Source organism: Coprococcus sp. HCN-4056, assembly GCF_037892645.1.
GTDB lineage: Bacteria > Bacillota > Clostridia > Lachnospirales > Lachnospiraceae > Coprococcus > Coprococcus ammoniilyticus.
Genome location: NZ_JBBKBL010000003.1, coordinates 362047 through 388075, shown reverse-complemented (window position 1 = coordinate 388075; position 26029 = coordinate 362047). Strand labels below are relative to the sequence as shown.

Below are 26029 nucleotides of genomic sequence, written 5' to 3'. Positions count from 1 at the left end.
TAAGACTTTCTGTATGAAATTCTGAAGGTACATGAAATAAAAAGTATTGACATCAACCTGAATCTGTGTTAGGCTTGATGAGTACGCCGTGGTATACCAGGTGTTATTCCTCGATAGCTCAATGGTAGAGCACTCGGCTGTTAACCGAGGGGTTGTAGGTTCGAGCCCTACTCGGGGAGCTAATCTTATAAGGCCCCATGGTCAAGCGGTTAAGACATCGCCCTTTCACGGCGGTAACACGAGTTCGAATCTCGTTGGGGTCATTTAATTTAATATGCCGATGTGGCTCAATTGGCAGAGCAGCTGATTTGTAATCAGCAGGTTATCGGTTCGAGTCCGATCATCGGCTTTTTGCTGAAAAGCAAAAAATGGGTGGATTCCCGAGTGGCCAAAGGGGACAGACTGTAAATCTGCTGCGTAATGCTTCGGTGGTTCGAATCCACCTCCGCCCATTTCTTTTTTATTTATATCGCGGGGTGGAGCAGTCTGGAAGCTCGTCGGGCTCATAACCCGAAGGTCATAGGTTCAAATCCTGTCCCCGCTACTATTATGTAATATGCCCAGATAGCTCAGTTGGTAGAGCAGAGGACTGAAAATCCTCGTGTCGCTGGTTCGATTCCAGCTTTGGGCATGACTTTGAAAAGCTGAAATCATAACGATTTCAGCTTTTTCTTTTATCTGTAAAAAGACTGAGAGAAAATCAGATTCAGGTGTTGATAAATAAGGAGTGTGCAGTATGGAGTTTAATGTTGGTCAGGTAATTAAGATGAAGAAGCCGCATCCATGTGGTGCAAATGAATGGGAGATCCTTCGCGTTGGTATGGATTTTCGTTTGAAATGTAAAGGGTGTGATCATCAGGTGATGGTACCGAGAAAATTAGTTGAAAAGAATTTTAAAGGTTTTATAGAATAGCAATAAAATAGAAAAAAAGTATTGAAATAATAAAAAAATTCTTGCAACATGGGAACCTTTATGATATTATTTTGTTCTGTGATGTGTTAATAATCATATATTTCCTTGCTCATATATCATATATGGGCCAGAGACCATAAGGAGGTGCAATTACATGAACAAGTATGAGTTAACTTTAGTAGTTAATGCAAAGATTGATGAGGATGCTAGAACAGCAGCAGTTGAGAAAGTAAAGGCTTACATCGAGAAAGCTAATGCAACTATCACTAATGTTGAAGACTGCGGACTTAAGAAGCTTGCTTATGAAATCCAGAAGATGGGCGAAGCTTACTATTACTTCATTCAGTTCGATGCAGAAGCTGATGTACCAGCACAGCTTGAAGCTAATGTTCGTATCATGGAGCCTGTTCTCAGATATCTTTGCGTTCGTTTAGACGCTGAGTAATAGGAGGAATTCCGTATGAATAAAGTAATTTTAATGGGTCGTTTAACAAGAGATCCAGAGATCAGATATTCTCAGGGGAATGATCAGATGGCAATTGCCAGATACACTCTCGCTGTAGATAGACGTTTTAACAGAAATGGTGATCAGACCGCAGATTTTATTAACTGTGTTGCTTTTGGCCGTTCAGCAGAATTTGCTGAAAAGTATCTGAAACAGGGTACAAAGATCGTGGCTACTGGAAGAATCCAGACAGGCAGTTATACCAATAAAGATGGAAACAAAGTATATACAACAGATGTTGTTATCGAAGACCAGGAATTTGCTGAAAGCAAAGGAAGTTCTTCATCAGATGGCGGAAGTTATCAGCCAGCTGGCAGACCTTCACCTGCAAATGCAAGTGCAGAAGGTTTTATGAGTATTCCGGAAGGTATAGAGGATGATTTACCATTCAAGTAAAGAAGGAGGTAAATACAATGGCTTATACAAAGACAGATAGAGCAGACGCTCCAATGAAGAGAAGAAATATTCGTAGAAGAAAGAAAGTATGTGTATTCTGTGCAGATAAGACTGCTGTTATCGATTATAAAGATGCAAACAAGTTAAAGAGATACATCTCTGAAAGAGGTAAGATCCTTCCTAGAAGAATTACCGGTAACTGTGCTAAGCATCAGAGAGCTTTAACTGTAGCAGTTAAGAGAGCAAGACAGATTGCAATTTTACCATACGTAGTAGATTAATCTATATTCATTGGTTACACCGTAGGGTGTGCATACAATCTGAAAAATGAAGGATGGTTGTGAAGTGATTCACAATCATCCTTTTTATGTTTATGTTAATAAGCCAAATGCGGATTTCGTGTTTATATGAAAAACAACATTTGACTTATTTAATGCAATATTGACGTCTTGAATCATCTGGGATAAAATTTTGATTAAAGATATTATTAAATATAGAAGGTATAGTTATATTGTTAGATGAAAAATAAATGGATAATTAGCAATATGAAAAAAGGATTAGCACAAAAAAAGAATGCAAGGAGACCTTTATGGCAGAGAAGATCGTACAGATAGATCATGTTACAAAAAAATATAAGGAACGTACAGTATTGGATGATGTATCATTGTCTATCTGGACAGGGGATGTCATTGGGTTATTGGGCGGCAATGGAGCAGGTAAAACGACACTGATGAGGGCAATTGCAGGAAGTATTCCGGTTGATTCGGGAGAAATCAGTTTTTCAGGAGAACGAAGAACGCAGGACGTAGGAACGCTGATCGAGAATCCAAATATATATACTGATATGTCTGGAATCGAGAATCTTCGATATTTTGGCAGATTATTTGGGGTAGAGGATGAAGCAGTATATGAGAGCCTGCTGCACCAGATGGGGCTTGCAGAAGCCGGAAAGAAATTGGCTGGCAGGTATTCACTTGGAATGAAACAGAGACTTGGCATAGCGGTTGCAATGCTCGGTGATCCGAGACTTTTAATCTTAGATGAGCCGTTAAACGGTCTGGATGTACAGGGGATGCAGGATCTGGAAGAACGTCTGTGGGCAATGCATGAGGATCGGTCAATCGGAATATTGATCAGCAGTCATGTGATCGGTGAATTGGTAAAACTTTGCAATCGGTATCTGGTTATGGATCATGGCAGGATCTGTATGGAATATACAAAAGAAGAACTGCTTCAGCAGGCAGGCAGCGAGGAAGCAGTTGAGGATTATATTATTACACGGTTCCAAAAAACAACGTAAACATATAGCATAAGTGTAGAATATCAAGTAAAATTATAAAACGATATAGCAGATCAGAATAATAAACAAGAGGAAAGACAGAACCAGAATACATTAGAGAAATCAACAGGGCTAGTAGATTAAAATAACATGCTGTACAGAAAATAACAGGTAAGACAGAAAGGCAGGAAACAAATGATGAATCAGATCATTCGTGCAGAGAATTACAGAATCAGGAAGAATAAGACATTTCGTATTGCATGCATTGTGATCATTGGAATGGTATTGGTTGGATTTGCATTGTTTTATGCTGCAACACATATGATATCTGGAGAGCTGATGGAAGCAGCGGGTGGATATGATACGGATGTGGATGCATTTACAGACATAAATCTGTTTGACTGTGCCGGAATCGCTGTTTCACTGATGCAGATTCTCTCTATTTTGTATGCAATCGTGATCACGATCATGATCGGGGCAGAGAAACGGAATGGTGTCTATTCGCTGATGCTGGAACGCGGGTATCAGACACGTCAGATTTATATGGCTAAATTATATGCGACAACGGTGATAGCAGGCATCGGTTATCTTTTATATGTAGCTGTATCGTTGATTGCCGGGGCGATATTCTGGCATGGAACAATCGAACGCGAGGATGTGACAGGATTTATCCGAGTGTTTCTTTTAATGCTTGTTATGTATGTAGTTTCTTCCTATATCTATATGGCAGTTGCGATGAATGTAAAAAATGCAGGAATGGCAGTTGCGGTGAATCTCATTATTGTACTTTTATTCTCAACAGTGATAACAGGTCTGGATCAGATTCTTGCTGATGGAGATGTGTTTCTCCGCAAGTACTGGCTCTTATCCGCAATCGAACAGTTTGCCTATATCGATCATACAGATACTACTGTGCGGGAAACTATAACAGGATTGATAGAAGCGGTCGGCTATGGCGGGCTTGCGGTGTTTATTGGCAATACTGTATTTACAAAGAAAAAAAGATAAAAACAGAAAATGAACGCTGCCGGCTATGTGAAGATATTTGACCGATAAGCCTTATGATAAAGTGTGGTTTTCGTTGACAAAATAAAGGGATGCGTTTATGATTATTAAGAACTTTAATGTGGATGGAGTCTGTCCACAGGAAAGAATGCAACAGTGGAATACTTTTATATAACCAGACGCTGCATTATATCAACATTAAGTAATGAAAAGGAGTATATTATGGGTAAGTACACGAAAGCAGATATCTTAAGGATGGTAAAAGAAGATGATGTAGAGTTTATCAGACTTCAGTTTACAGATATTTTTGGAGACCTTAAGAATGTTGCTATAACTTCAAGTCAGATTGAAAAAGCACTGGATAACAAGATTATGTTTGATGGTTCTTCTATTGAAGGATTTGCAAGAATCGAGGAATCCGATATGTATCTATATCCAGATTATGATACATATGAGACTTTCCCTTGGAGACCACAGCAGGGTAAGGTTGCCAGACTGATCTGTGATGTTTATAAGCCGGATGGCACTCCATTTGAAGGTGATCCAAGATATGTTCTGAAGAAGGCATTGAAGGAAGCTGCTGATATGGGTTACATGATGAACGTAGGGCCAGAATGTGAGTTCTTCCTGTTCCAGACAGATGAGAATGGCTTACCAACAACGAATACTTACGAGCGTGCAAGCTATTTTGATCTTGGACCACTTGATTTCGGTGAGAATGCCAGAAGAGATATGGTACTGACACTGGAACAGATGGGATTTGAGATTGAAGCTTCCCACCATGAGGTTGCTCCTGCACAGCATGAGATAGATTTCAAGTATGGCGAGGCATTAAAGACTGCCGACAGCATCGAGACATTTAAGCTCGTTGTTAAGACAATTGCCAAGAAGCATGGTCTGTGTGCTACATTTATGCCAAAACCAAAGTATGGCGTATGTGGTTCCGGTATGCATATGAATATGTCTTTATCAAAGGATGGCAAAAATATATTTGCAGATGATAATGATAAGCTTGGTTTAAGTCAGGAAGCATATTACTTCATTGCAGGTATCATGGAACATATGAGAGAGATGACAGCAATCACAAACCCATTAGTAAACTCTTATAAGAGACTGGTCCCTGGTTATGAAGCACCGATTTATATTGCATGGTCAGCAAAAAACAGAAGCCCGCTGGTTCGTATCCCAAGTGCAAGAGGAGCAGGAACAAGAGTAGAGCTTCGTTGCCCGGATCCAACAGCAAATCCATATCTGGCAATGGCTGTATGCTTAAAAGCCGGATTAGACGGAATCAAGAGACAGCTTCCACTTGTACCAAGTGTTGACAGCAATATCTTTGAATTAACAAGAGAAGAAAAGAAAGCAAGACACATCGAGAGCCTTCCGGCAAACTTAAGAGAAGCTGTTTTATGTATGAGAGACAGTGACTTCATGAAGGAAGCACTTGGTGAGCATATCTTTACACGTTATACATCGGCAAAGTTAGATGAGTGGAACGAATATACCAGACAGGTTACTGACTGGGAGATCAGCAATTACCTTTACAAAGTCTGATCAGAAGCCAGTATGTTTAAGTAAAACCGAAGAAGCATCAAGGAGTAATACAGACACCCATTTTATGGGTGCCTGTGTTGCTATATTATAGAATCAATTTGTTCCATGAAAATATAAGGAACTGAAACTGGTCGGGTGAGAGGTTGTTGTTTTGGTAAATGTAATTGTACTATTTGCAAAGATAGAAGAAGCAAAAAGCATAAAAAATCTTTTGGTTCGACATGGAATCAATGTAACTCAGGTATGTACGACCGGAGCACAGGCAGCACAGGCAGCAGATGCGTGTGATGATGGTCTTATTATATGCGGATACCAGTATCCGGATATGTTATTTTCGGAGCTGGCGGCAAATATACCGGATTATTTTGATATGCTTGTGATTGCATCTCGTGTGCATTACGAGGCGTGTAGAGAAAGTGGAATTACATGCCTGCCGATGCCACTTCGTACACAGGATTTTATCAATACTGTTTCACTGACGGTTGAAAATATTCTGTGGGAGCGTAAAAAACGCAAGACAAAACCAAAGGAACGCACAGAAGATGAAAAAAAGGTAATTAAGGCTGCAAAGCTGAAATTAATGAATGATAATGGATTTGATGAGCAGGGCGCTCATCGGTATCTGCAGAAAAAGAGCATGGATAATGGTATCAATATTGTTGAAATGGCATATATGATACTGGAACATACAGCACTGTTTTAAGGAGGCACGAATATGAAGTTTACAAAGATGGAAGGTCTTGGAAACGATTATGTGTACATAAATTGTTTTTCAGAGAAGGTAGAAAATCCTGAGAAACTGGCGATTGCCATGAGTGACCGGCATTTTGGTGTTGGAAGTGATGGAGTGATCCTGATTAAGCCATCCGATAAAGCAGATTTTACAATGGATATGTATAATGCAGACGGTTCCAGATCTGAGATGTGTGGAAATGGTATCCGTTGTGTAGGAAAGTATGTATATGATTATGGACTTACGGATAAGACTTCGATATCTGTAGAGACACTTGCCGGAATCAAATATCTGGATTTTGTGATAAAGGACGGCAAGGTTGATATGGTAACAGTTGACATGGGTGCGCCGATCCTCAAGGCAGATCAGGTGCCTGTGCGTTCAGATAAAGAGCAGGTGATCGACGAGAAGATCACAGTAGCAGGTGTGGATTATCATATGACCTGTGTATCCATGGGAAATCCACATGCAGTTATGTTCGTAGGCGATACAGAACATTTCCCGTTGGAGAAAGCTGGTCCGTTATTCGAGCATCATGAAGTATTTCCGAACCGTGTGAATGCGGAGTTTGTTCAGGTGATCGACCGTCATACCGTAAAGATGCGTGTATGGGAGAGAGGAACTGGAGAGACACTGGCATGCGGAACCGGAGCATGTGCAACTGCAGTTGCATGTGTATTAAATGGAAAGACAGATGATGAGGTAACCGTAAAATTATTAGGCGGCGATCTGATCATCCGTTTTGATAGAGAGAACAATAAGGTATACATGACAGGTCCGGCCAAGGTAGTGTTTGACGGCGAGACTGACAGATTTTAGGAGGAAATGACATGTTTAAGGCAAATGAGAATTATCTGAAGCTTCCGGGAAGCTATTTATTTTCAACAGTAGCAAAGAAACAGAGAGAGTACAGTGCGGCACATCCTGATAAGAAGATTATCCGTCTGAGCATCGGAGATGTAACACAGCCGCTTGCTCCTGCTATTATTGAGAGACTGCATTCGGCTGTAGATGAGATGGCGGTAGCAGAGACATTTAAGGGCTATGCACCGGATCTTGGATATGAATTCTTAAGAAATACCATCGTAAAGAATGACTATATTGACCATGGAGTTGATATTTCTGCTGATGAGATCTTTGTAAGTGATGGTGCAAAGAGCGATTCTGCAAATATTCAGGAGATTTTTGCACCGGAAAGCAAGATTGCTGTATGTGATCCTGTTTATCCTGTTTATGTAGATTCAAATGTAATGGCAGGCAGAACCGGAACTTATGATAAAGAGACCGGACTCTGGAGCGATGTGATCTATATGCCTTGTCTGGAGGAGAATGGATTTGCACCGGAATTCCCAAAGGAGGAGCCGGACATTATATATCTGTGTTTCCCAAATAATCCGACAGGAGCGACCATCAGCAAAGCACAGCTTCAGGAATGGGTTGACTACGCAAATAAGATCGGAGCTGTGATCATCTATGATGCAGCATACGAAGCATATATCAGTGAAGACGATGTACCACATTCTATCTACGAGTGCGAAGGTGCAAGAACCTGTGCGATTGAGCTTCGAAGCTTTTCGAAGAATGCAGGATTTACCGGAACCCGTCTTGGATTTACAGTTGTACCAAAGGATCTGAAGGATGCAAATGGTGTTGCACTTCATGGTTTATGGGCTAGAAGACATGGAACCAAGTTTAATGGTGCTCCATATATTGTTCAGGCAGCAGGAGAAGCTGTATATTCAGAAGAAGGTAAAGCACAGACAAAGGCACAGATTGCATATTATATGAACAATGCGAAGGTGATCTATGATGGATTAAAGGCAGCAGGCTATTCCGTATCCGGCGGTGTGAATGCACCATATATCTGGTTAAAGACACCGGATAAGATGACTTCATGGGAGTTCTTTGATTATCTGCTTGCAAATGCAAATGTCGTAGGTACACCGGGCTCAGGCTTTGGACCGAGTGGTGAAGGATATTTCAGACTGACAGCATTTGGTACATATGAGAATACAGTAGAAGCAATCGAGAGAATTAAAGCGTTATAATAGCGGGGGGCAATTAACTATATAATCGTGGAGGTAGCAAGATGAAAGATAATGGACTGCTGGTGCAGTATTTTAATGCAAATACACCGGCTGATCAGACATTATGGGCGAAAGCGGTAAAGGATGCAGCGACATTGAAAAAGCTCGGTGCAACTGCTGTATGGTTTCCACCTGCAACCAAAGGGGCAGCGGGAAAAGATGACAGGGGCTATGCGCCATATGATCTGTATGATCTGGGTGAATTTAATCAGAAGGGTTCGGTTGGAACCAGATATGGTACAAAGAAAGAATATCTGGAAGCAATCGATGCAATGAAGGCACAGGGAATCAATGTATATGCAGATATCGCAGTCAGACAGAAGTTAGGCGCAGATTCTGTGGAGAAGGTTACGGCAGCAGATTTTAATGCCAAGGATATTCCGCAGATGATCGGTAATAAAAAGATAGTTGGAGCCTTGTCGAAGTTCACCTTCCCGGGCAGAAAGAGCAAGTATTCCAAGTTCAAATGGAACTGGAATCATTTTGCAGGGATTGACTGGCAGCAGGATGATTTTAAGAGACGTGTCTGCGAACTGTCTGGTATGACAGAGATGGAAGCAGAGAAGAAATACAAGCTCAGCAAATATGATTATATCATAGGCAGTGAGCTGGATCTGTACAATCAGGAAGTATATGATGAATTAATGGCATGGGCGAAGTGGTATGAGGATGTGACCGGAGTGGACGGATTCCGTTTCCAGGAAGCAGAGAAGATTCCGGGATGGTTCATCAGAGACTTTGCAGAAGCTGCTTCGAATGCCGGAGAAGAAGAAAAAGAGATCTTTACGGTAGGTGACTTCTGGCACTGGAGATGTGACTATATCAATGATTACATCGCGTCTGCGGACAATCAGCCATCTATGTTTGATGTGCCGCTGCATTTCAGTTTCCATGATGCATCCGTTGCAGAAGGAGAATATGATCTGAGCCGGTTACTGGATGGCTCCATGATGATGAGTAATCCTGCAAAGGCAGTTACATTTGTAGAGAATCATGAATCACAGCCGGGAGGTGTGCTGGAATCTGCTGTAGCAGAGTGGTTTAAACCACTGGCATATGCGATCATTTTATTAAGAGAACAGGGATATCCATGTATGTTCATGGGTGATTATGAAGGCATTCCTGCGGCTAAGATCAAGTCCAGAAAGACAATCATGAACAAACTGTTAAAGCTTCGTAAGAAATATGCATACGGAACACAGCATGACTACTTTGATCATCCGGATGTTGTCGGCTTTACCAGAGAAGGAGATGCAGAGCATGAGAATTCCGGTCTGGCAGTTATTATGTCAGATGGAACCGGCGGAACAAAGCGCATGTATGTCGGAAGACAGTTTGCAGGCTGTCATTTCGCAGATGTAATGGGAAATGCAAAGTATGATATCCGTATCGATGAAGAAGGCTGCGGCGAATTCTATGTAAACCGTCAGGGACTTGCAATCTGGATTAAAAAAGATTGCAAATTATAAGAAATTGAGTTATCATATTAATACTTTAGATTGTAAAAGTGCATGAAAGTCTGAGGATGATCCGGATTTTCACAGCATAAAAGTGGCAAAGGAGTATGAGTTATGGGAAAGACAGTACATACAGAAGCAGTCCGTGATCTGTTTGAAGCAATACTGACATTGGAGACAGAGGAGGAATGTTTTAATTTCTTTGAAGATGTTTGTACGGTAAATGAATTGCTGTCCATAGCCCAGAGATTTGCGGTTGCGAAGATGTTAAAGGAAGATAATACTTATCTGGAAGTTGCCGAGAAGACCGGTGCATCGACAGCAACAATCAGCAGAGTGAACAGATCTCTTAATTATGGTAAAGATGGTTATGAACTTGTATTCAGCAGAATGAATCTGGATAAAGAAAAGAAAGATTCAGAATAACAACATATAAAACAGGAAATCCTCCGGGAATGGATCAACTTGATCCATTCCCGGAGGATTTTTGTCTTTTGCCCGACCATGCGGGAAGAAAATCCCCTATATATTTGGTATTAGGAAGCGAAGCGGGGATTAAAGGGTATTTACAAAGCGCATGAAGGCTTCTCTGCCTTCGGTGGTATTTTTGTATACACCGGAGCATTCCAGAACTTTTGAGAATACCTTGCCAATCTCGTTCTGGATGATTCCATGGATATTTTCCGGAGTAATGTCATAATTTCCAATCCATTCATCAACCCAGTCTGCATGTTTTTCGATAGCTTCATTTGCGCGGATGTCCTTGTGATTTAAGATTGCATCCTCAAGCTCTGACATTTCACCTTTTAATCTTGCAGGAAGAACAGCCAGACCCATAACCTCGATCAGACCGATATTTTCCTTCTTAATATGATGATACTGGCTGTGTGGGTGGTAGAGCCCCATCGGACATTCTTCGGTTGTGATGTTGTTACGAAGTACCAGATCCAGTTCGAACAGATCTCCATGCATTCTTGCGATCGGAGTAATCGTGTTATGTGGAGTATCGTCTGTGTAAGCGTAGATATATGCAGCTTCGTCTGTGTAATTTCTCCATGCTGTCAGGATGTGATCTGCTGCATCTGCGATACGTGCAGGATCAGAACCTTGAAGACGGATAACAGACATAGGCCATTTGACGATACCGGCTGTCAGGTCTTCGTAACCAGGTAAAGTAAAGTTTGATTCATATGGAGCCTTTGCCATTGCAAATGTATAGCCGCCACCCTGAAAATGGTCATGGCTTAAAATGGAACCGCCAACGATCGGAAGATCTGCGTTGGAGCCGGCTGTATAGTGAGGGAACAACCGGACAAAATCAAGTAGCTTTACAAACGCAGCGTGGTCAATCTTCATTGGTGTGTGGTTTGCATTAAAGATAATACAGTGCTCGTTGTAGTACACATAAGGGGAGTACTGTAAGTAATATGCCTGTCCATCTAAGGTAATAGGCATGATCCTGTGGTTCTGTCTGGCAGGATGTGAGAAATGTCCGGCATAACCTTCGTTTTCACGGCAGAGCAGACAGGCTGGATAACCGGATTTCTTTGCTTTTCCTGCTTTCGCGATATCTCTTGGGTCTTTCTCCGGCTTGGACAGGTTGATCGTAATATCGATCGGACCGTATTCCGTTTCCGTAACCCATTTTTCATCCTTTGCGATACGATCTTCACGAATATAGTTTGTAGCCTTACTGAAAGCATAATAATAATCCGTTGCTTCCTTTGGGGATACGGCATATTTATCAGCAAATATTTTCCGTACAACAGATGGAGCAGGAGTGAGCATACCCATGATCTTTGTATCGAAAAGATCACGGTTTGTGATCGTGTCATCCTCCATCAGCTTGTGCTGGTATGCATAATCTAACATATCGTTTAAGATATCAACGAGCGGACGGGATGGAATCTCAGCCGGTTCGTTGTATTCCTGAATGTCGAATAACTCTAGCAGACGGTTTGTAACATATATTTCGTCTGCAGGATCTACAAGTCCTTTGTTTAAACCATAAGTAACCAATTCTTTGATATATGTTTCTATCATAGTCATAACCTCCCATAAAATTTGTTATTATCATGTCGTCTGTTTTACAGTACCTGCATACCGCCGTATTTACGGATCTTCAGTACATGGCAGGAGCCTCCGCCAAATACGTGATCCATAGCCTGGCGATACGTCTCAACAGTATCGTTTTCTACAAATGCCTGAATAGTTCCGGCAAATCCACCGCCGTGAACACGGCTGACTCCGTGACTTCCAAGTGTGATATCACTGACAGCCAGAGCAACAGATACATTCTGAGCCTGAATATCTTTATTCGTATATACGTTCTGCAAATACTTGAAAGAAGAATCACCGGATGCTTTAACCGCTGCAAGGAATGCAGGCATATCACCCTTTGTCAGGGAAGCAACCTGAATTTCTACCCGTTTTACTTCTTCAAAATAGTGAAGGGCACGAAGCAGGTAACGGTCGCCGAGTTTGGTGCGGATGTCAGCCATGTGGTCGATAATATCCTGTTCGCTTAATTCGTTTAATACAGGTTTGCCAAGCATCTCCGCAACGGCACACATCTCGGCAGGAACTGCAGCATAGTCAGCAGTCAGATCTACATGAGAGCCCTTTGTATCAGTGATACAGAGACTGTAACCGCTCTTTGCCATATCAAAGTCGATCTTTTCAACAATAGGATCGGCTGGATCTGCAAAGTCGATATGTACAAGATTTCCGACGGAAGATGCCATCTGATCCATCAGGCCGCAAGGTTTTCCGAAGTATACATTTTCTGCATACTGGCCGATGATCGCGATCTCGATTGCAGATACGGAACCATTATTATAAAGTCCCGACAGGATGGTTCCGATGATTGTTTCGAATGCTGCAGAAGATGAAAGACCGGCACCAATCAGTACATCACTGGTGATATATGCTTTGAAGCCGCCGACAGCGTGTCCGTGTTCCTTTAATCCGGCAGCAACACCCTTGATCAGAGCCGTTGTTGTTTCTTTTTCACTTTCTACAAGAGAAAGGTCGGATGCGTCGATTGTAATGAGATCATATCCGTCTGAGATAACCTGGATCTTATCATCGGAAGTCTTTGCAACGATGGCAATCGCATCCAGATTGATAGATGCGGCAAGTACCTGACCGTGCTGATGATCAGTATGATTTCCGCCTACTTCACTTCTGCCCGGAGCGGAGAAGATAGATACCTCTGTGTCCCCGAAATCTTTGATGAATTCCTGAAGAGCGGCGATATATCTGCCATTCTGATAAGCGAGCAGATGCTCATCGACATAGATATCGGTTAATAATTCATTGTACTGTTCTGATTCAAAGCCTTTTATTAATTCAGATGCATGTTTCATATGTTTATCCTCCTGATCATACATGATAATTGATGTGCTTACATCTGTACGGTGCGTAAATGTGTGTTTACTTGTATAGATGTGTCTGTTTTTCTAAGTCTGTTTGTTCTTTATAGTGATAGGATAACATGTGTTTAGTAAAATGTCAACAACACTTTAGTAAAGATTTACTGAAAAAGTGATTGAAAAATAAAAAAAAATCTGTTACACTAGGTTAGTAAAAATATAGTAAATTTGTCCAATAAATATGGAGTAAAGAGGTATATTATGACGACAATCAAGGATATTGCGAGACGGGCAAATGTGTCACCGGCTACAGTTTCAAGAATTTTGAACGATGATCCGACATTAAATGTTTTACCGGAGACAAAGGAAAGAGTCCTTCGGACAGCGAAAGAATTGCATTATACAAAGAAAAAGTCAGCCAGATTAAAGAAATCATTCCAGCTTGGGCTTGTGCTTTGGTTTTCAGCAGAGGATGAGATGAAAGATAGCTATTATCTGTCCGCAAGAAAGGGAATCGAGGATTTCTGTATCAGCCAGTCGATTGAACTGGTTCGGGTATTTCGGAATGACAGCAACTATCTGGACATGCTGCGTGGTTGTGATGGAATTATCTGCCTGGGTAAGTTTGCGCAGGAGGAAGTAAAATCATTTATAGAGATATGCAGTAATATTGTATTTCTGGATATGAGGGTGGAGCATTATAATATTACTTCCCTAACGATGGACTTTAAACAGGCGGTAAGGGATGCGCTTGATTATCTGTACCATCTGGGACATCGCAAGATTGGATTTATGGGTGGTAAAGAGTATGTGGGAAATCATGAGCTTCTGGTTGATCCAAGACTGGAAGAATACATTGCATATATGAAAGAAAAGAATCTTCCATACGAGAAATATCTGTATGAGGGAAGCTTCAATACATTCTCCGGTTATGAGATGGGTAAGGTGATCGCAACTTCTGAAGAACATCCGACAGCAATCTTTGCAGCCAGTGACGCTCTTGCAGTAGGAGCATTAAAGGCATTCAAGGAAGCGGACATGGAAGTGCCGGAGGATATATCACTTGTTGGCTTTAATAATACAGAGCTTAGTGAATATACAGTTCCTGCACTTACAACGGTAAATGCTCCGGCATATGATATGGGACAGCATGGTGCTAATCTGATCTATGCGGCATCAAACCTTAGTATCCGTACCCCGTTAAAGGCGGAGATTCCATGTAATCTGGTCGTCAGGGAATCCTGTATGGAATACACAGAAAAATAAAATTATTCGTTGTAAAGTAAGTGCAACACATGAATTGTGTGTTGTACTTACTTTTTTTTATGCATTGTTTTCCTCCTCTCAACGCATGAGTTCCCATCCTTTTTCTTGGAGCGTGTCAAAGGTCGATGCGCTCCGCTATAAAAAGGATTAGTAAAATAATAGGGGGTAGAGAAAGGTGGGTTTTTATGGAATTTGTAATGAACAAAGGAATAACAGTAACTATCGATGATGATGAGATTGTGAGCTGGAATCATGACCAGAAGAAAAAAGCATATTTTATAAGGGTTAAAGATGGATCTATATGGTGCTATATGTTAGCTACGAGAGAATTTTTTTCATTGGATAGATATAATTAAAGTTTGTAGGGTGGCGCATCCGCGCTGAATATAAAAGAAAGATAAGAGGTAGAAGTTATGAAAATGAAAAATGTAGAATCAATGTTTGCTGGAAGATGACAGACAAGCTAGATGTGATCTCGTGGGATTCCTATCCGAGATTTCATAATGATTATGAGAGCTTAACAGATACATTTACAAGAAGTGCATTTGACCATGCAGTGATGCGCTCAATGAAAAAGGATCGTCCGTTTATGCTGATGGAGAGTGCTCCGGGACTTGTGAACTGGCATGACTATAACACACTCTGTTATCTGGGCGGTTTCCCGGGAAGTGGTTTAAATGAATTGTTTGGTGTAACGATAGAGGAACTGGATACATATTATCCAAATGGTAAGAATTATGTGACGTTTTCAAATAAAAAACAGGAAACTGTAAAAGATTATGCAGAACAAATCCGGGTGCAAGATGCAGAGATTCTTGGAACTTATGTGGAGGATTTCCATGCAGGGGAAGCGGCAGCAACCAGAAAACAGACCGGAGTCGGATGGGCATATTATACGGATTGCAGACTGGATCAGGTATCAATGACAGAACTGATCAAAGAGTTGATTACAAATGCCGGAATTCGGATAAAGGAACTGCCTGAGAACGTGGAATATCATGAGCGTTATACGGATACATACCGTTATGCCTTTTATATCAATGAGGGCGATGTGGCGGCAGAACTTCTGAATGTGAATGGGACAGAACTTCTGAGTGGACAGGTTGTAAACGGAAAAATCTCTGGTGGTGCAAAAAATGTGATAATTATAAAGGAGAAATATAAATTAAAAGATCATCAGTACTGCTCCGTAAAAGATGTCTAATAAATGCAGGACTGCAGAAAAAACTGTAAAAGCAGGCTGCGGAAGTATGGAGTTGATTATTGAAAGATATATAGGCAGAAACTGTATTAAAAGGAGGATGTTATGTTTATAAAAGGAATGGATATTTCCACCCTGCTGGAGGAAGAAGCCTGTGGTGCGAAGTATTATGATAATGGTGTAGAACAGGATTTATTTGCTATTTTGAAAGCATATGGTACAAATTTTGTGAGACTAAGACTCTGGAATGATCCTTATGCGTCGGATGGTACTCCATATGGCGCAGAGACGAACGATTTGAATAAAGTGATTATTCTTGCCGGACGTGCAAAAAAATATCAAATGGTCTGCTCTGGCCAAGCGGTAAGAAACCGGAGTTTGACCGGATCGCAAAGTATCTGAATGCAGGAATCCGTGCAGTGAGAGAGATTCAGGCGGATATTCCGATCATGATCCATCTGGACAATGGTGGCTTTAATGAGATGTATGTGGAGTGGTTCGACGAATTTACAAAGCGAGCAGAACCATTTGACATTATAGGCTTGTCTTATTATCCGTTCTGGCACGGCACGATGGAACAATTGGAGTTTAATATGCGGGATATGGCAAGAAGGTACGGCAAGAAGCTGGTTGTTGCCGAGACTTCGATGGGATTCACAATGGAAGATTATCGTGATCGCGAGGGTAAACCGCTGGATCAGTTAAAAGGAATGGCGACAAAGCCGGAGCTTGTAGAGAAGCTGGATTATCCGATGACAAAGGAAGGACAGACTTCATTTATGAAAGATCTTATGGAACTGATCGCAGATATTCCGGGTGGAGAAGGCTTCTATTACTGGGAGCCTGCATGGATTCCGGTTCCGGGATGTGGTTGGGCGACAGAAGCAGCACTCGCGTATACCGGAGAAAAAGGACCGGGAGGAAATGAGTGGGCGAATCAGGCATTATTCGATTATGATGGAAATGCCCTGCCTGCACTTGCTGTGATCCGTGATTTTAACAGGTAAAATTGTAAATGATAAAAATATCAATTGCTTAGTAGCAAGAAAAATGATATGACAGGTATGGAAAATTCAAGATTTCTGTTGTGGATTTAAATATAATAAAAGGCTGAATGTTCTGTACATTTTTGTGCAAGACGTTCAGCCTTTTGTTATTTCGGAACAGAAATGTCTGCTTCCGAAAAGCGGTATTTATATAGTGCATAGGATCTATTTGCTGGTGGGTTCGTGCTTTTATTCTTTGACACTGTCTTTAGCGTCCGCTATTTTTACTGCCGGTTGTTGTTCGGTTTGGCTTGGTATTATCCACAGCTTTCGTTTTGCTGTTTGCAGTAACCTTTTCGGCAGTCTTTGCCTTACTGATTGCAGTAACTTTCTCGGTACTCTTTGCTTTCTCGGCAGTTTTTGCTTTCTGTGCATTCTGCTTCAATGTTTGTTCCTGAACGGAATGCATATCATCAATCAGATGCTCGATACATTTCTTCTTAACATAGACATCGACGGACAACATAGATACCATACACATATCATGAAGATAAGCGTCTGTTTCCGGATCATACATATCGGATGCCTTATCATAGGTAGATAAAATGCTCTTGATAATATCGTTATAGTTATCAATCTCATAATTGAATAATTTGCGGTAGACCTCTTCGATATTGACCGGGGACTCGCCGTTATAGCAGTCGTTGTTATTCATCGGGGCAAGAAGTGTCTGGATATCAGTGATACTTACAAAGTTCTTGAGGTAGTAAATATACAACAGCATGATCAGATGATCCTTGGAGTAACGCTTCTTGTCAGGGGGCGGGAGAAGGTTGTTTTTCGTATAATTGTTGATCATGGTCTTCGTCATGGTCTTGTCTTCTTCGCTTCGCTTATTAGCGTTCAGCTTATCTTCCATAAAGGTTGTTAGCTGATCCATATATAGATCAATCTCGGGTATATCATCCGGATCAATGTAACTTAGAGAAGTTGCGATCTGTAATAATTTTTTTCTGCGAGTAATATTTTTATTCATTAGAATCTCTCCCAAACGTAACCAAATCTGTATGAATTCTATAGGAAAGTCCTGTTTTCATGTAAATGATATGAAATACAGGACTTTATAACCTTAGTATTCTATTATATAGGAATAAAAACCACAACACAAGCGTTTTGCCAGAATTTTTATAAATTACGAATTATATTGGAATCTGTATACCTGCACGATACCGGCATTTTAGTACAGGTAAAAGTCATATAAGACAAGACTTCATTATGCGTTGCCGTCATCATTGTCGGTATCCGGCTGTGGCAGGATTTCAAGAAGAACTCTGGATACACGTTTTTTATCCAGTTTTGTGACTTTACAGGAGATTGCTCCGTCGGATGCAGTATCACCGACCGAAGGAAGGTGATCTAATAACTGAATAATATAGCCACCGATGGAATCGTAATCTTCGGATTCAATATCCAGATCCAGAGCATCATTTAAGTCATCGAGCTTGATGCCACCATCGATGCTGTAGTGTGTATCATCTATTTTTACGATGTTATTATGTTCTGCATCATCGTATTCATCCTTGATATCACCGATGATCTCTTCAATCAGATCCTCCATGGAGATCAGACCGACGCTGACACCGTATTCATCCAGAACGATACCGATGGAGTTAGAACTGGATTTCATATTGGTCAAAAGATCATTTGTCTTCTGAAATTCATACACATAGAGTGGTTCACGAATAATCTTTGCAACATCAAAATTGTTGATATCATGGGTTGCTTTATAAAAAAATAAATCTTTTACATGCAGAATACCGATGACATTATCACGAGAATCCTTATAAACAGGAAGTCTGGTGTAAGGAACCTCCATATACTGCTTCAGCAGTTCATCATAAGAGGCAGTAACAGGAACCATGGTCACATCGGCACGGGGAATCATAATATCACGAACACGAGAATCTCCGAAGTCCACTACGTTTGTGATCATTTCCTTTTCTTTGTTCTCGATAACACCTTCTTCCTCACTGACATTTACCATAGTGATCAGCTCGTCTTCGGTGATGGATTTGGCGCTTCCGTTTGTATCCATTCGTAAGATCCAGAAAATAACATGAGAAATCTTGTTGATGATGAACACAAATGGGGTAAAGATATATACCAGAAACCGTACGACGTCCACATAAAGTATTGACATTTTAACACTGTTATTTTGGGCAAGCGTTTTCGGCGTGATCTCACCAAATAACAGGATCAAAAGGGTGAGGATTCCTGTTGCGATTCCGACTGCCTTGCTTCCAAATAAATTAGTGGTAAGTGTTGTTGCAAGAGCGGAAGCTGAAATATTCACGATGTTATTACCTATTAATATTGTGCTGATTAGTTTGTCACTGTTAGAGATCAGTTTAAGAACTCTGGCAGCACGTTTGTTCCCATTGTCAGCCATTGAACGCAGAGTGAATTTATTGACAGTTGTAAGAGCTGTTTCGGCAGAAGAAAAGAATGCCGACAACAGGATCAATAGAATAATTGTAAATAACTGGATAATTGTACTGGGGTGCAAAAAAGATCATCTCCTAAAAATATTTTTGCTTTTGATTGTACAGAATAGCGGAAATCTTGTCAAGAACAGAATGGCTAAGAAATGATGGTTTTACATAAACATTACACTATCCGGTAATGTTCGGAATAAATGACGGAGAAGATGCAGATACTAATGCATGTAGATGATAATAGACAGTTATGCAGATATCATTGCCTGATGTTGTTGGTGCATGACCGGATCTATGAAATCTGCGAGAAAGACTGACAAATGTCAAGGAGGTAAGAACGATGAGAAGTTCAACAGAAACCTATCATGAGGTAGCAGAACGTTGTAGTGCTTATGAAAAGACATGCCATTGCAACAGCATGACCAACAAAGCGGATGGTGAAAAGAGCTGCTTAAACTGTTCCCATTTCAGCAAGGACGAACATTGTAAATTAGATCTTTATGATCCAATTGTAAAGAATCTGAAATAACAGGAAAACAGAACTGAAGGGTTCACCCCTGACCGGTCAGCCGGAAAAGACTTGGAAAATGAGCCTTTTCCGGCTTTTTCAGGCACATACGTTCTTTTCATAATTGACACATATTCAACTAATTGATATACTTTTAGATTAGAAAAATGGAAAGGTATGTGTATTGATGATAAGTGCAAATAACGTAACATTAAGATTTGGAAAGAAAGCTTTATTTGAAGATGTAAATATTAAATTTGTACCGGGTAACTGCTACGGACTGATCGGAGCAAACGGAGCCGGTAAATCAACCTTTTTGAAGATCCTTTCAGGAGAGATTGAACCATCAAAGGGTGATGTCACAATGGACGAAGGCGAGCGTCTGTCTGTATTACAGCAGGATCATTACAAGTTTGATGAATACACAGTACTCGATACTGTTATCATGGGAAATAAGCGCCTGTATGAGATTATGAAAGAAAAAGATGCGATCTATGCAAAAGAAGATTTTACAGATGAAGATGGTATCCGTGCTTCTGAACTTGAGGGTGAATTCGCTGATATGAACGGATGGGAAGCAGAATCCGATGCGGAGACCTTGTTAAATGGCCTTGGTGTAGACACAGAATATCATTATATGATGATGAAAGATCTGGATGGTGGACTGAAGGTTAAGGCACTGCTTGCGCAGGCGTTATTTGGCAATCCCGACGTTCTCCTTCTCGATGAGCCTACGAACCACCTGGATATGGATGCGATTGCATGGTTGGAGGAATTCCTGATCAACTTTGAGAATACCGTTATCGTGGTATCCCATGACCGTTATTTCTTGAATAAGGTATGTACTCAGATCGCCGATATCGATTATGCAAAGATCCAGTTATATGCCGGTAACTATGATTTCTGGTATGAGTCCAGTCAGTTGATGATCAAGCAGATGAAAGAAGCGAATAAGAAGAAGGAAGAGAAGATCAAGGAATTACAGGAATTCATTCAGAGATTCTCGGCAAATGCTTCCAAGTCCAAGCAGGCAACTTCCAGAAAGAGAGCACTGGAAAAGATCGAACTGGATGATATCAAGCCATCCAGCCGTAAATACCCATATATTGATTTTCGTCCAAAGAGAGAGATTGGAAATGAAGTATTGACTGTATCACATATCTCAAAGACGGTAGAGGGCGAGAAACTGTTAGATGATGTATCATTTACAGTAGGACATGATGATAAGATCGCATTTGTCGGACCAAATACAAAGGCAACGACAATGCTGTTCAAGATTCTTGCGGGAGAAGAAAAGCCGGATGAGGGAAGTTTTAAGTGGGGGGTTACAACTTCACAGGGTTATTTTCCGAAGGACAATACAAAGGAATTCGATAATGACCTGATCATCGTAGACTGGCTGACACAGTATTCGGAAGAAAAGGATGCAACTTATGTACGAGGCTTCCTTGGAAGAATGTTATTTGCCGGTGACGATGGTGTCAAGAAAGTAAAGGTTCTGTCCGGTGGAGAAAAGGTTCGTTGCATGTTATCCAAACTAATGATCATGGCTCCAAACTGCCTGATCTTAGATGAGCCTACAAACCATCTGGATATGGAATCTATTACAGCATTGAATAATGGACTGATCAAGTTCCCTGGTGTTATTCTGTTCTCGTCACAGGATCATCAGTTCGTACAGACAACAGCAAACCGTATTATCGAACTTACCAATACAGGTCTGATCGATAAGCAGACAACATACGATGAATATCTGGCAAATGATGAGCTTGCAAGAAAACGTCAGATCATGAACATGGATGTTGAAGGAGAAGATTAAGACAGAGATTAAGGTGGCAGACAGGGGGTGTTTCATATGAATATGAGATTAGTAAAGCCTGAGATTGCAAAACGTGCAGGTGAAGAAGGAAAGATTTATTCGTTTGGCAAGGAAATATGGCGGTTTATTCTGGTATTCCTGATCGGAAGTTTTATTGCAGGTTTGATTCCTGCAATATATGAAATGTACCTGTTCCTGTCAGATATGGAAATGTTTGACCAACTGCAGCGACTGTTCTTAAACGGAGATTCATCTTTCTCGGATATGATGGAACTGGCAACCAATATGACAGACGGGATGTATATACTTACATTATTCTGTACACTGATCCTGATCATTTCTGTTTTGGTCTATTGTAATAAGATAGAAAAACGTTCCTATTATTCTATGGGACTTGTTAAGAAAGATGGAGCAAAGCATTATGTACAGGGCTTGCTTGTTGGCGCGGTATCCTTTTCTCTTTGCGTACTTGCAGGTGTTGCTCTTGGATTTGTAGATATTAAGGGATGGAACCGGAACTGCAATCTGTTGATCGTGCTGTTATATTTTATCGGATTTCTGGTACAGGGCTTCAGCGAGGAGATTGCATTCCGCGGATATTTTATGATAAGCCTGATGAAACGAAGCTCGGCGGTAAAAGCTGTTCTGGTGAATTCACTGGCATTTGCATTCTGTCATATGTTGAATCCGGGACTTACGATTCTGGCATTCCTCAACCTGCTGCTGATCGGAATATTCCTGTCACTGTATGTGATAAAAACAAATGACATCTGGGGTGCAGCGGGCTACCACAGCATGTGGAATTTTGTGCAGGGAACCTTTTATGGAATCTCTGTCAGCGGAACCAACGTAGGAAGTGCTGTTCTTTCCTCTGAGATCAAACCGGGAAATATATTCCTGACGGGCGGTAAATTCGGCATGGAGGGCAGCATCGTGGCAACTGCCGTGATGGCAGTAGTCTTAGTCCTCGGAATGCTTTACTATAATAGAAAAGAAACAAAACAGAATATAGCTGGATAGTAGAAGATCACACAGGGCTGTCTCCGGAGTGGATCCGTTATATGAATATACCCACTATAACATGACGTTTGCGAGGATTTCGTCGCAAGCAACACATTGCCAGTAAATACGGGTGCTTGTCTGAGCCGAAGGCGAGTTAGCACAGAAGTATTTACGAATCAGGCATGTGTTGCGTGCAGAAACCGCAGCAAGTCATTTATAGTGGGTATATTTATATTTGGATCACTTCAGAGACAGTCCTGTGTGATCTTCTTCTATATGGGTATTATTTATAGCTCCAATCCGAGATCGAAGATGAAGTTACAGATCTGCTTGACACGCTTCTGGTTGTCTTCGGAAACGCCAGGGAAACAGATGTACACATCGTCGTAGCCCGGATTCAGTTTCTTTGCAAAGTCGGTATCGCTGATGTTGATCGCGTATGGAGCACTCTTTCCTGTGTAAGCAGGAGAAGTTGTGATCCGGTCATTGTAATCAGCAGTAAAAATATCATACAGATCGGAAGGCAAGGCTTCGCCAAGTGTATGAATGATCGAGCTTTCACTTAAGTATTCCAACCCTCGTTTATTTGTGATAATAATATCGTAGTAGTTTTCATCACATAGAGTAGGAAATGCAATGTAGTTTCCGCTTTCGGTATCTTTGGATGCTTCGTTGGGGCTGGTGCTTGGATCATACTTCAGATCCAGAACCTTCTGAAACTGATAATTGTCATCAAAACTATAGTAGTTCCAATAATCAGTTTCTATGACAGAGGGATCAAGTGCTTCCAGATCTTCACAGTTTACAACTGCGTAGGAGAGTGCGATCGGTTTGTTGCCGCGGAAGAATGCAACTACGATCAGGCTGATTGCGATGATCACGATCAGCGGTAGCAGGATCTCCATCTTATACGCATATAAAAAGTATTGTAACTTTTGCACCAAGGTCATTCCTTCGGTCGTTTCCTTTAATCGTTTTCTTTTTGCTGCCCGACGCTCCTTACGGGACATGGTTGCAAATTCCAGTTTGTCCTCAATCTTAAGATCTTCCTTTGGTGGAACCTTGCGTGGATCTTTGAACTCGTGCGGCGGCTCCTGTTTGTTTTCGATAGTCTGTACCTTTACCGGTTCCTTCTTTTCGACGGCAGCCTGAGTATTGACAGTTTCCTGTTTCGTTTCGATATTTTGTGCCTTAGCCGGTTTTGCTGTTTGCACAGCAGTCTGCTTTTTTGCCTGTACATTGGAAGTTGCGGAGGTATGGTTGTTTTTCTTCTTTTTCTTTTTGTTGTTGCTCATAGTGTTTCCTTTTCTACTTATATAATAATGATAAGTATAACACAGATGGAAATGGATAAAAAGAAGCAAGCGTGGTAAAGAGTATGAAAAAAGAATGAAAATATAAGAAATGAAATATAAAGAATATGTATTTAGCAGATCATAAAGACGTGTACCTTGTAAAAAACAGAATTGGCGATATGCGTTGTGGTAAAAACGTATACATTTTAACGAATACGCAGTGCATATCACATATAGATGGAGTTATACAGAAAGAGAACTGCAACTACGCGAAAAATGAGACAACGGAAAGACAAAGATTTAAATTGTATGTCAATTGAGCTAAAATTGTGGAAATAGTATAAATAAGCTGTGTCGCAAATTGGTAAATTTTTTTTAACGAAAATTTAAAAATGTACAAAAAAGATAAAAAAGAATAAAAAAGGGCTTGCCAAATTAGATAATATGTCCTATAATAAGCCTATGTTGACAAGGAAATTTGTCAATAATATCTTAAGAAAGCCACATACATAATCATGTTTGACATATTGTGTAAATGATAAGTTAATCAGATCATGTATAAAAGTGGCAGGCATTCCAGTAAATAATACAGATGCAGATGTCAATCCGCAGAAGTATGAATGAAAGGAATAGCACACATATTTTAAAAGGAGGGTTTTTTTGTGAGAAAAATCAAAAAAGCATTGGCTCTTTCATTAGCACTTGCTATGGGATTATCACTTGTTGCTTGTGGTGACAAGACAGATAACTCAACAACAGAGTCAAAATCATCAGAAGCAACATCAGAGGCAGCATCATCAGAGGATGCATCATCAGAAGAAGCATCATCAGAGGACGCTTCAGGAGCAGCTAAGATCGAAGCTCCTAGTACAGATGGATGGGATGACAGCAAGAAGATCTACGCTTATTCATGGGATGAAGATTTCTCAAAGAAGCTGAACGTTGTTCTTGACAAGTTCCCAGAGTACAAGGATTACGTTGAGTTCGTAACACTTGGTCTTGGTGGAACATCAGATGACTACAAGACAGCTATTGATACAGCTCTTACAAGCGGAGACAAGTATCCTACACTTATCCCAGCTGATAACGATGTAGCTAAGTACTGGTCAGAAGATGATTCAAAGACAGCTAATCTGTATGACTTAGGTTTCACAGATGAGATGCTTGCTAACTCATACGACTTCGCTAAGCAGTATGGTACAACAGACGGCGAGCTTAAGTGCGTAACATGGCAGGCAACAGCAGGTTCTGTATACTACAGAAGAGACATCGCTAAGAAAGTTCTTGGAACAGATGATCCTGCAAAGGTTCAGGAAGCACTTGCTTCATGGGATAAGTTCTTCGAGACAGCTGAGACATTAAAGGCTGCTGGATACAAGATCGTGTCTGGTGCTCCTGATGTTAAGTATGCTATCTGGGATACTCAGTCACAGCCTTGGGTAACAGATGACGGTTCAAAGGAAACTCTTACACTTGACAAGTCAGTTACAGAGTATCTTGAGACAGCTAAGAAGATTTACGATGGTGAATATTCAAACAACACATCTATGTGGGATAATTCATGGGCAGCAGATATGAAGGATGATTCTAAGGTATTCTGCTACTTCGGATGTCCTTGGTTCATTGGTTCAATGCAGGGTAATGGTGCTACAGATGGTAACTGGGGAGCTGTTACAGGCCCTACATCTTATCACTGGGGCGGTACATATGTATGTGTAGGTAAGGATACAAATAACCCTGAGTTAGCTGCATTCCTTCTTTACGAATTAACATGTGATCCAGACGTAGGTGTTGAAATTACAAACCAGACAGGTGACTGTGTAAACAACAAAGAAGCTAATGCTAGACTTATCGCTGGCGAACTTAGCGCTGACAATGCAGCAGCTAAATTCCTTGGTGGCCAGAATCCTATCGAAGTATGGGCAGCATCAGCAGAAGGTATTAACCTCAGCAACTTAACATACCAGGATGCTTCAATCAAGGCATTTATTGATGAAGCTTCTACAGCATACAATTCAGGAACATACAAATCAGTTGATGAAGCTGTTAAGTATATCCAGGATAAGTGTGCATCAGAATTAGGTATTTCAGCTGAATAATCCCTAAAAACTGATTAAGTAACACAATTTGCACGCATCAGTAATGAAAGTTGCT

Annotated in this window: 26 protein-coding genes and 6 tRNA genes; 27 read left to right on the top strand and 5 right to left on the bottom strand. The window is 40.9% G+C overall.

The window, feature by feature from the left end:
• Window positions 1-107: 107 nt before the first annotated feature.
• The 18 genes from WKT03_RS06825 (at window position 108) to WKT03_RS06740 (ending at window position 10355) form a co-directional block, all read left to right on the top strand.
• Window positions 108-179: transfer RNA gene (locus WKT03_RS06825), tRNA-Asn, on the top strand.
• 12 nt (window positions 180-191) lie between these two features.
• Window positions 192-263 (top strand) — tRNA-Glu (locus WKT03_RS06820).
• Window positions 264-276: 13 nt separating this feature from the next.
• A tRNA-Thr gene (locus WKT03_RS06815) sits at window positions 277-349 on the top strand.
• Window positions 350-370: 21 nt separating this feature from the next.
• Window positions 371-452 (top strand) — tRNA-Tyr (locus WKT03_RS06810).
• An 18-nt stretch (window positions 453-470) separates the two neighbouring features.
• A tRNA-Met gene (locus tag WKT03_RS06805) sits at window positions 471-544 on the top strand.
• Between the two features lie 14 nt (window positions 545-558).
• Window positions 559-631 (top strand) — tRNA-Phe (locus WKT03_RS06800).
• Between the two features lie 105 nt (window positions 632-736).
• Complete coding sequence (locus WKT03_RS06795) at window positions 737-913, top strand: DUF951 domain-containing protein (RefSeq protein WP_021943524.1); 177 nt, start codon at window positions 737-739, stop codon at window positions 911-913.
• A gap of 154 nt (window positions 914-1067) precedes the next feature.
• On the top strand, window positions 1068-1358 hold the full coding sequence (gene rpsF, locus WKT03_RS06790; RefSeq protein WP_008401218.1) for a 30S ribosomal protein S6: 291 nt from the start codon (window positions 1068-1070) through the stop codon (window positions 1356-1358).
• Between the two features lie 15 nt (window positions 1359-1373).
• Window positions 1374-1814 (top strand): single-stranded DNA-binding protein, encoded by a 441-nt coding sequence (locus WKT03_RS06785; RefSeq protein ID WP_008401219.1) that lies wholly within the window; start codon window positions 1374-1376, stop codon window positions 1812-1814.
• A gap of 17 nt (window positions 1815-1831) precedes the next feature.
• The gene (rpsR, locus tag WKT03_RS06780) at window positions 1832-2095 is read left to right on the top strand and encodes a 30S ribosomal protein S18 (protein ID WP_008401221.1); all 264 of its coding nucleotides are present in this window, start codon (window positions 1832-1834) and stop codon (window positions 2093-2095) included.
• A 308-nt stretch (window positions 2096-2403) separates the two neighbouring features.
• The gene (locus WKT03_RS06775) at window positions 2404-3114 is read left to right on the top strand and encodes an ABC transporter ATP-binding protein (RefSeq protein WP_340391306.1); all 711 of its coding nucleotides are present in this window, start codon (window positions 2404-2406) and stop codon (window positions 3112-3114) included.
• A 174-nt stretch (window positions 3115-3288) separates the two neighbouring features.
• A complete protein-coding gene (locus WKT03_RS06770) occupies window positions 3289-4101 on the top strand; it encodes an ABC transporter permease (RefSeq protein WP_117808783.1) in 813 nt (270 codons plus the stop codon).
• 219 nt (window positions 4102-4320) lie between these two features.
• On the top strand, window positions 4321-5652 hold the full coding sequence (gene glnA / locus WKT03_RS06765) for a type I glutamate--ammonia ligase (protein WP_008401224.1): 1332 nt from the start codon (window positions 4321-4323) through the stop codon (window positions 5650-5652).
• Window positions 5653-5803: 151 nt separating this feature from the next.
• Entirely contained in the window at window positions 5804-6355 is a 552-nt protein-coding gene (locus WKT03_RS06760; RefSeq protein ID WP_021943521.1) for an ANTAR domain-containing response regulator, read from the top strand.
• Between the two features lie 12 nt (window positions 6356-6367).
• Entirely contained in the window at window positions 6368-7204 is an 837-nt protein-coding gene (gene dapF / locus WKT03_RS06755) for a diaminopimelate epimerase (protein WP_117785185.1), read from the top strand.
• An 11-nt stretch (window positions 7205-7215) separates the two neighbouring features.
• Window positions 7216-8433 carry an LL-diaminopimelate aminotransferase gene (locus tag WKT03_RS06750; RefSeq protein ID WP_008401227.1) on the top strand — a complete coding sequence of 406 codons (1218 nt, stop codon included), beginning with the start codon at window positions 7216-7218 and terminating at the stop codon, window positions 8431-8433.
• 41 nt (window positions 8434-8474) lie between these two features.
• Window positions 8475-9941: an alpha-amylase gene (locus tag WKT03_RS06745; RefSeq protein ID WP_117808780.1), complete on the top strand. Its 1467-nt coding sequence runs from the start codon at window positions 8475-8477 to the stop codon at window positions 9939-9941.
• 102 nt (window positions 9942-10043) lie between these two features.
• Entirely contained in the window at window positions 10044-10355 is a 312-nt protein-coding gene (locus WKT03_RS06740; RefSeq protein WP_008401229.1) for a YerC/YecD family TrpR-related protein, read from the top strand.
• 129 nt (window positions 10356-10484) lie between these two features.
• On the opposite strand, the gene galT is transcribed toward WKT03_RS06740, so the two are convergent.
• Together galT and WKT03_RS06730 are read right to left on the bottom strand one after the other, a co-directional pair.
• Window positions 10485-11972, bottom strand: coding sequence for a UDP-glucose--hexose-1-phosphate uridylyltransferase (gene galT / locus WKT03_RS06735; RefSeq protein WP_340391299.1), 1488 nt, complete (start codon window positions 11970-11972; stop codon window positions 10485-10487).
• Between the two features lie 44 nt (window positions 11973-12016).
• Window positions 12017-13297, bottom strand: a complete 1281-nt coding sequence (locus WKT03_RS06730) for a galactokinase (RefSeq protein WP_117785182.1) — start codon at window positions 13295-13297, stop codon at window positions 12017-12019.
• Window positions 13298-13564: 267 nt separating this feature from the next.
• On the opposite strand from WKT03_RS06730, the gene WKT03_RS06725 reads away from it, so the two are divergent.
• From WKT03_RS06725 to WKT03_RS06710, 5 genes are all read left to right on the top strand, one after another.
• Entirely contained in the window at window positions 13565-14569 is a 1005-nt protein-coding gene (locus tag WKT03_RS06725; protein ID WP_173788916.1) for a substrate-binding domain-containing protein, read from the top strand.
• A gap of 185 nt (window positions 14570-14754) precedes the next feature.
• Window positions 14755-14925, top strand: a complete 171-nt coding sequence (locus WKT03_RS06720; RefSeq protein ID WP_173788917.1) for a hypothetical protein — start codon at window positions 14755-14757, stop codon at window positions 14923-14925.
• Window positions 14926-15020: 95 nt separating this feature from the next.
• Window positions 15021-15773: a beta-galactosidase trimerization domain-containing protein gene (locus WKT03_RS06715; protein ID WP_173788918.1), complete on the top strand. Its 753-nt coding sequence runs from the start codon at window positions 15021-15023 to the stop codon at window positions 15771-15773.
• 102 nt (window positions 15774-15875) lie between these two features.
• Window positions 15876-16172, top strand: coding sequence for a glycosyl hydrolase 53 family protein (locus tag WKT03_RS12640; RefSeq protein WP_445293045.1), 297 nt, complete (start codon window positions 15876-15878; stop codon window positions 16170-16172).
• Window positions 16106-16777: a glycosyl hydrolase 53 family protein gene (locus tag WKT03_RS06710; RefSeq protein WP_445293048.1), complete on the top strand. Its 672-nt coding sequence runs from the start codon at window positions 16106-16108 to the stop codon at window positions 16775-16777. The genes WKT03_RS12640 and WKT03_RS06710 overlap by 67 nt, the downstream gene beginning before the upstream one ends.
• A 247-nt stretch (window positions 16778-17024) precedes the next feature.
• Here the strand turns inward: WKT03_RS06710 and WKT03_RS06705 are convergent, their stop codons facing one another.
• Both WKT03_RS06705 and WKT03_RS06700 read right to left on the bottom strand, forming a co-directional pair.
• Window positions 17025-17792 (bottom strand): DUF1836 domain-containing protein, encoded by a 768-nt coding sequence (locus tag WKT03_RS06705; protein WP_243013958.1) that lies wholly within the window; start codon window positions 17790-17792, stop codon window positions 17025-17027.
• Window positions 17793-18029: 237 nt separating this feature from the next.
• Window positions 18030-19322 carry an HlyC/CorC family transporter gene (locus WKT03_RS06700; protein ID WP_117823269.1) on the bottom strand — a complete coding sequence of 431 codons (1293 nt, stop codon included), beginning with the start codon at window positions 19320-19322 and terminating at the stop codon, window positions 18030-18032.
• Window positions 19323-19591: 269 nt separating this feature from the next.
• On the opposite strand from WKT03_RS06700, the gene WKT03_RS06695 reads away from it, so the two are divergent.
• The 3 genes from WKT03_RS06695 (at window position 19592) to WKT03_RS06685 (ending at window position 22598) form a co-directional block, all read left to right on the top strand.
• Window positions 19592-19780, top strand: coding sequence for a hypothetical protein (locus tag WKT03_RS06695; protein ID WP_021943509.1), 189 nt, complete (start codon window positions 19592-19594; stop codon window positions 19778-19780).
• 166 nt (window positions 19781-19946) lie between these two features.
• Window positions 19947-21578: an ABC-F family ATP-binding cassette domain-containing protein gene (locus WKT03_RS06690; RefSeq protein ID WP_340391295.1), complete on the top strand. Its 1632-nt coding sequence runs from the start codon at window positions 19947-19949 to the stop codon at window positions 21576-21578.
• A 36-nt stretch (window positions 21579-21614) separates the two neighbouring features.
• On the top strand, window positions 21615-22598 hold the full coding sequence (locus WKT03_RS06685) for a CPBP family intramembrane glutamic endopeptidase (protein ID WP_340391294.1): 984 nt from the start codon (window positions 21615-21617) through the stop codon (window positions 22596-22598).
• Between the two features lie 269 nt (window positions 22599-22867).
• Here the strand turns inward: WKT03_RS06685 and WKT03_RS06680 are convergent, their stop codons facing one another.
• Window positions 22868-23875, bottom strand: a complete 1008-nt coding sequence (locus tag WKT03_RS06680) for a hypothetical protein (RefSeq protein ID WP_340391293.1) — start codon at window positions 23873-23875, stop codon at window positions 22868-22870.
• 662 nt (window positions 23876-24537) lie between these two features.
• Between WKT03_RS06680 and WKT03_RS06675 the strand changes: the two genes are divergently transcribed.
• Complete coding sequence (locus WKT03_RS06675; protein ID WP_117823275.1) at window positions 24538-25974, top strand: ABC transporter substrate-binding protein; 1437 nt, start codon at window positions 24538-24540, stop codon at window positions 25972-25974.
• Window positions 25975-26029 lie beyond the last annotated feature (55 nt).

Coding starts and splice junctions, on each gene's coding strand:
- WKT03_RS06705 (WP_243013958.1), bottom strand. CDS start 17,792: ATGAATAAAAATATTACTCGCAGAAAAAAATTATTACAGATCGCAACT.
- rpsR (WP_008401221.1), top strand. CDS start 1,832: ATGGCTTATACAAAGACAGATAGAGCAGACGCTCCAATGAAGAGAAGA.
- WKT03_RS06775 (WP_340391306.1), top strand. CDS start 2,404: ATGGCAGAGAAGATCGTACAGATAGATCATGTTACAAAAAAATATAAG.
- WKT03_RS06695 (WP_021943509.1), top strand. CDS start 19,592: ATGAGAAGTTCAACAGAAACCTATCATGAGGTAGCAGAACGTTGTAGT.
- dapF (WP_117785185.1), top strand. CDS start 6,368: ATGAAGTTTACAAAGATGGAAGGTCTTGGAAACGATTATGTGTACATA.
- glnA (WP_008401224.1), top strand. CDS start 4,321: ATGGGTAAGTACACGAAAGCAGATATCTTAAGGATGGTAAAAGAAGAT.
- WKT03_RS06680 (WP_340391293.1), bottom strand. CDS start 23,875: ATGAGCAACAACAAAAAGAAAAAGAAGAAAAACAACCATACCTCCGCA.
- WKT03_RS06770 (WP_117808783.1), top strand. CDS start 3,289: ATGATGAATCAGATCATTCGTGCAGAGAATTACAGAATCAGGAAGAAT.
- WKT03_RS06795 (WP_021943524.1), top strand. CDS start 737: ATGGAGTTTAATGTTGGTCAGGTAATTAAGATGAAGAAGCCGCATCCA.
- WKT03_RS06725 (WP_173788916.1), top strand. CDS start 13,565: ATGACGACAATCAAGGATATTGCGAGACGGGCAAATGTGTCACCGGCT.
- WKT03_RS06730 (WP_117785182.1), bottom strand. CDS start 13,297: ATGAAACATGCATCTGAATTAATAAAAGGCTTTGAATCAGAACAGTAC.
- WKT03_RS06740 (WP_008401229.1), top strand. CDS start 10,044: ATGGGAAAGACAGTACATACAGAAGCAGTCCGTGATCTGTTTGAAGCA.
- WKT03_RS06715 (WP_173788918.1), top strand. CDS start 15,021: ATGACAGACAAGCTAGATGTGATCTCGTGGGATTCCTATCCGAGATTT.
- WKT03_RS06785 (WP_008401219.1), top strand. CDS start 1,374: ATGAATAAAGTAATTTTAATGGGTCGTTTAACAAGAGATCCAGAGATC.
- WKT03_RS06745 (WP_117808780.1), top strand. CDS start 8,475: ATGAAAGATAATGGACTGCTGGTGCAGTATTTTAATGCAAATACACCG.
- WKT03_RS06685 (WP_340391294.1), top strand. CDS start 21,615: ATGAATATGAGATTAGTAAAGCCTGAGATTGCAAAACGTGCAGGTGAA.
- WKT03_RS06690 (WP_340391295.1), top strand. CDS start 19,947: ATGATAAGTGCAAATAACGTAACATTAAGATTTGGAAAGAAAGCTTTA.
- WKT03_RS12640 (WP_445293045.1), top strand. CDS start 15,876: ATGTTTATAAAAGGAATGGATATTTCCACCCTGCTGGAGGAAGAAGCC.
- rpsF (WP_008401218.1), top strand. CDS start 1,068: ATGAACAAGTATGAGTTAACTTTAGTAGTTAATGCAAAGATTGATGAG.
- galT (WP_340391299.1), bottom strand. CDS start 11,972: ATGATAGAAACATATATCAAAGAATTGGTTACTTATGGTTTAAACAAA.
- WKT03_RS06750 (WP_008401227.1), top strand. CDS start 7,216: ATGTTTAAGGCAAATGAGAATTATCTGAAGCTTCCGGGAAGCTATTTA.
- WKT03_RS06720 (WP_173788917.1), top strand. CDS start 14,755: ATGGAATTTGTAATGAACAAAGGAATAACAGTAACTATCGATGATGAT.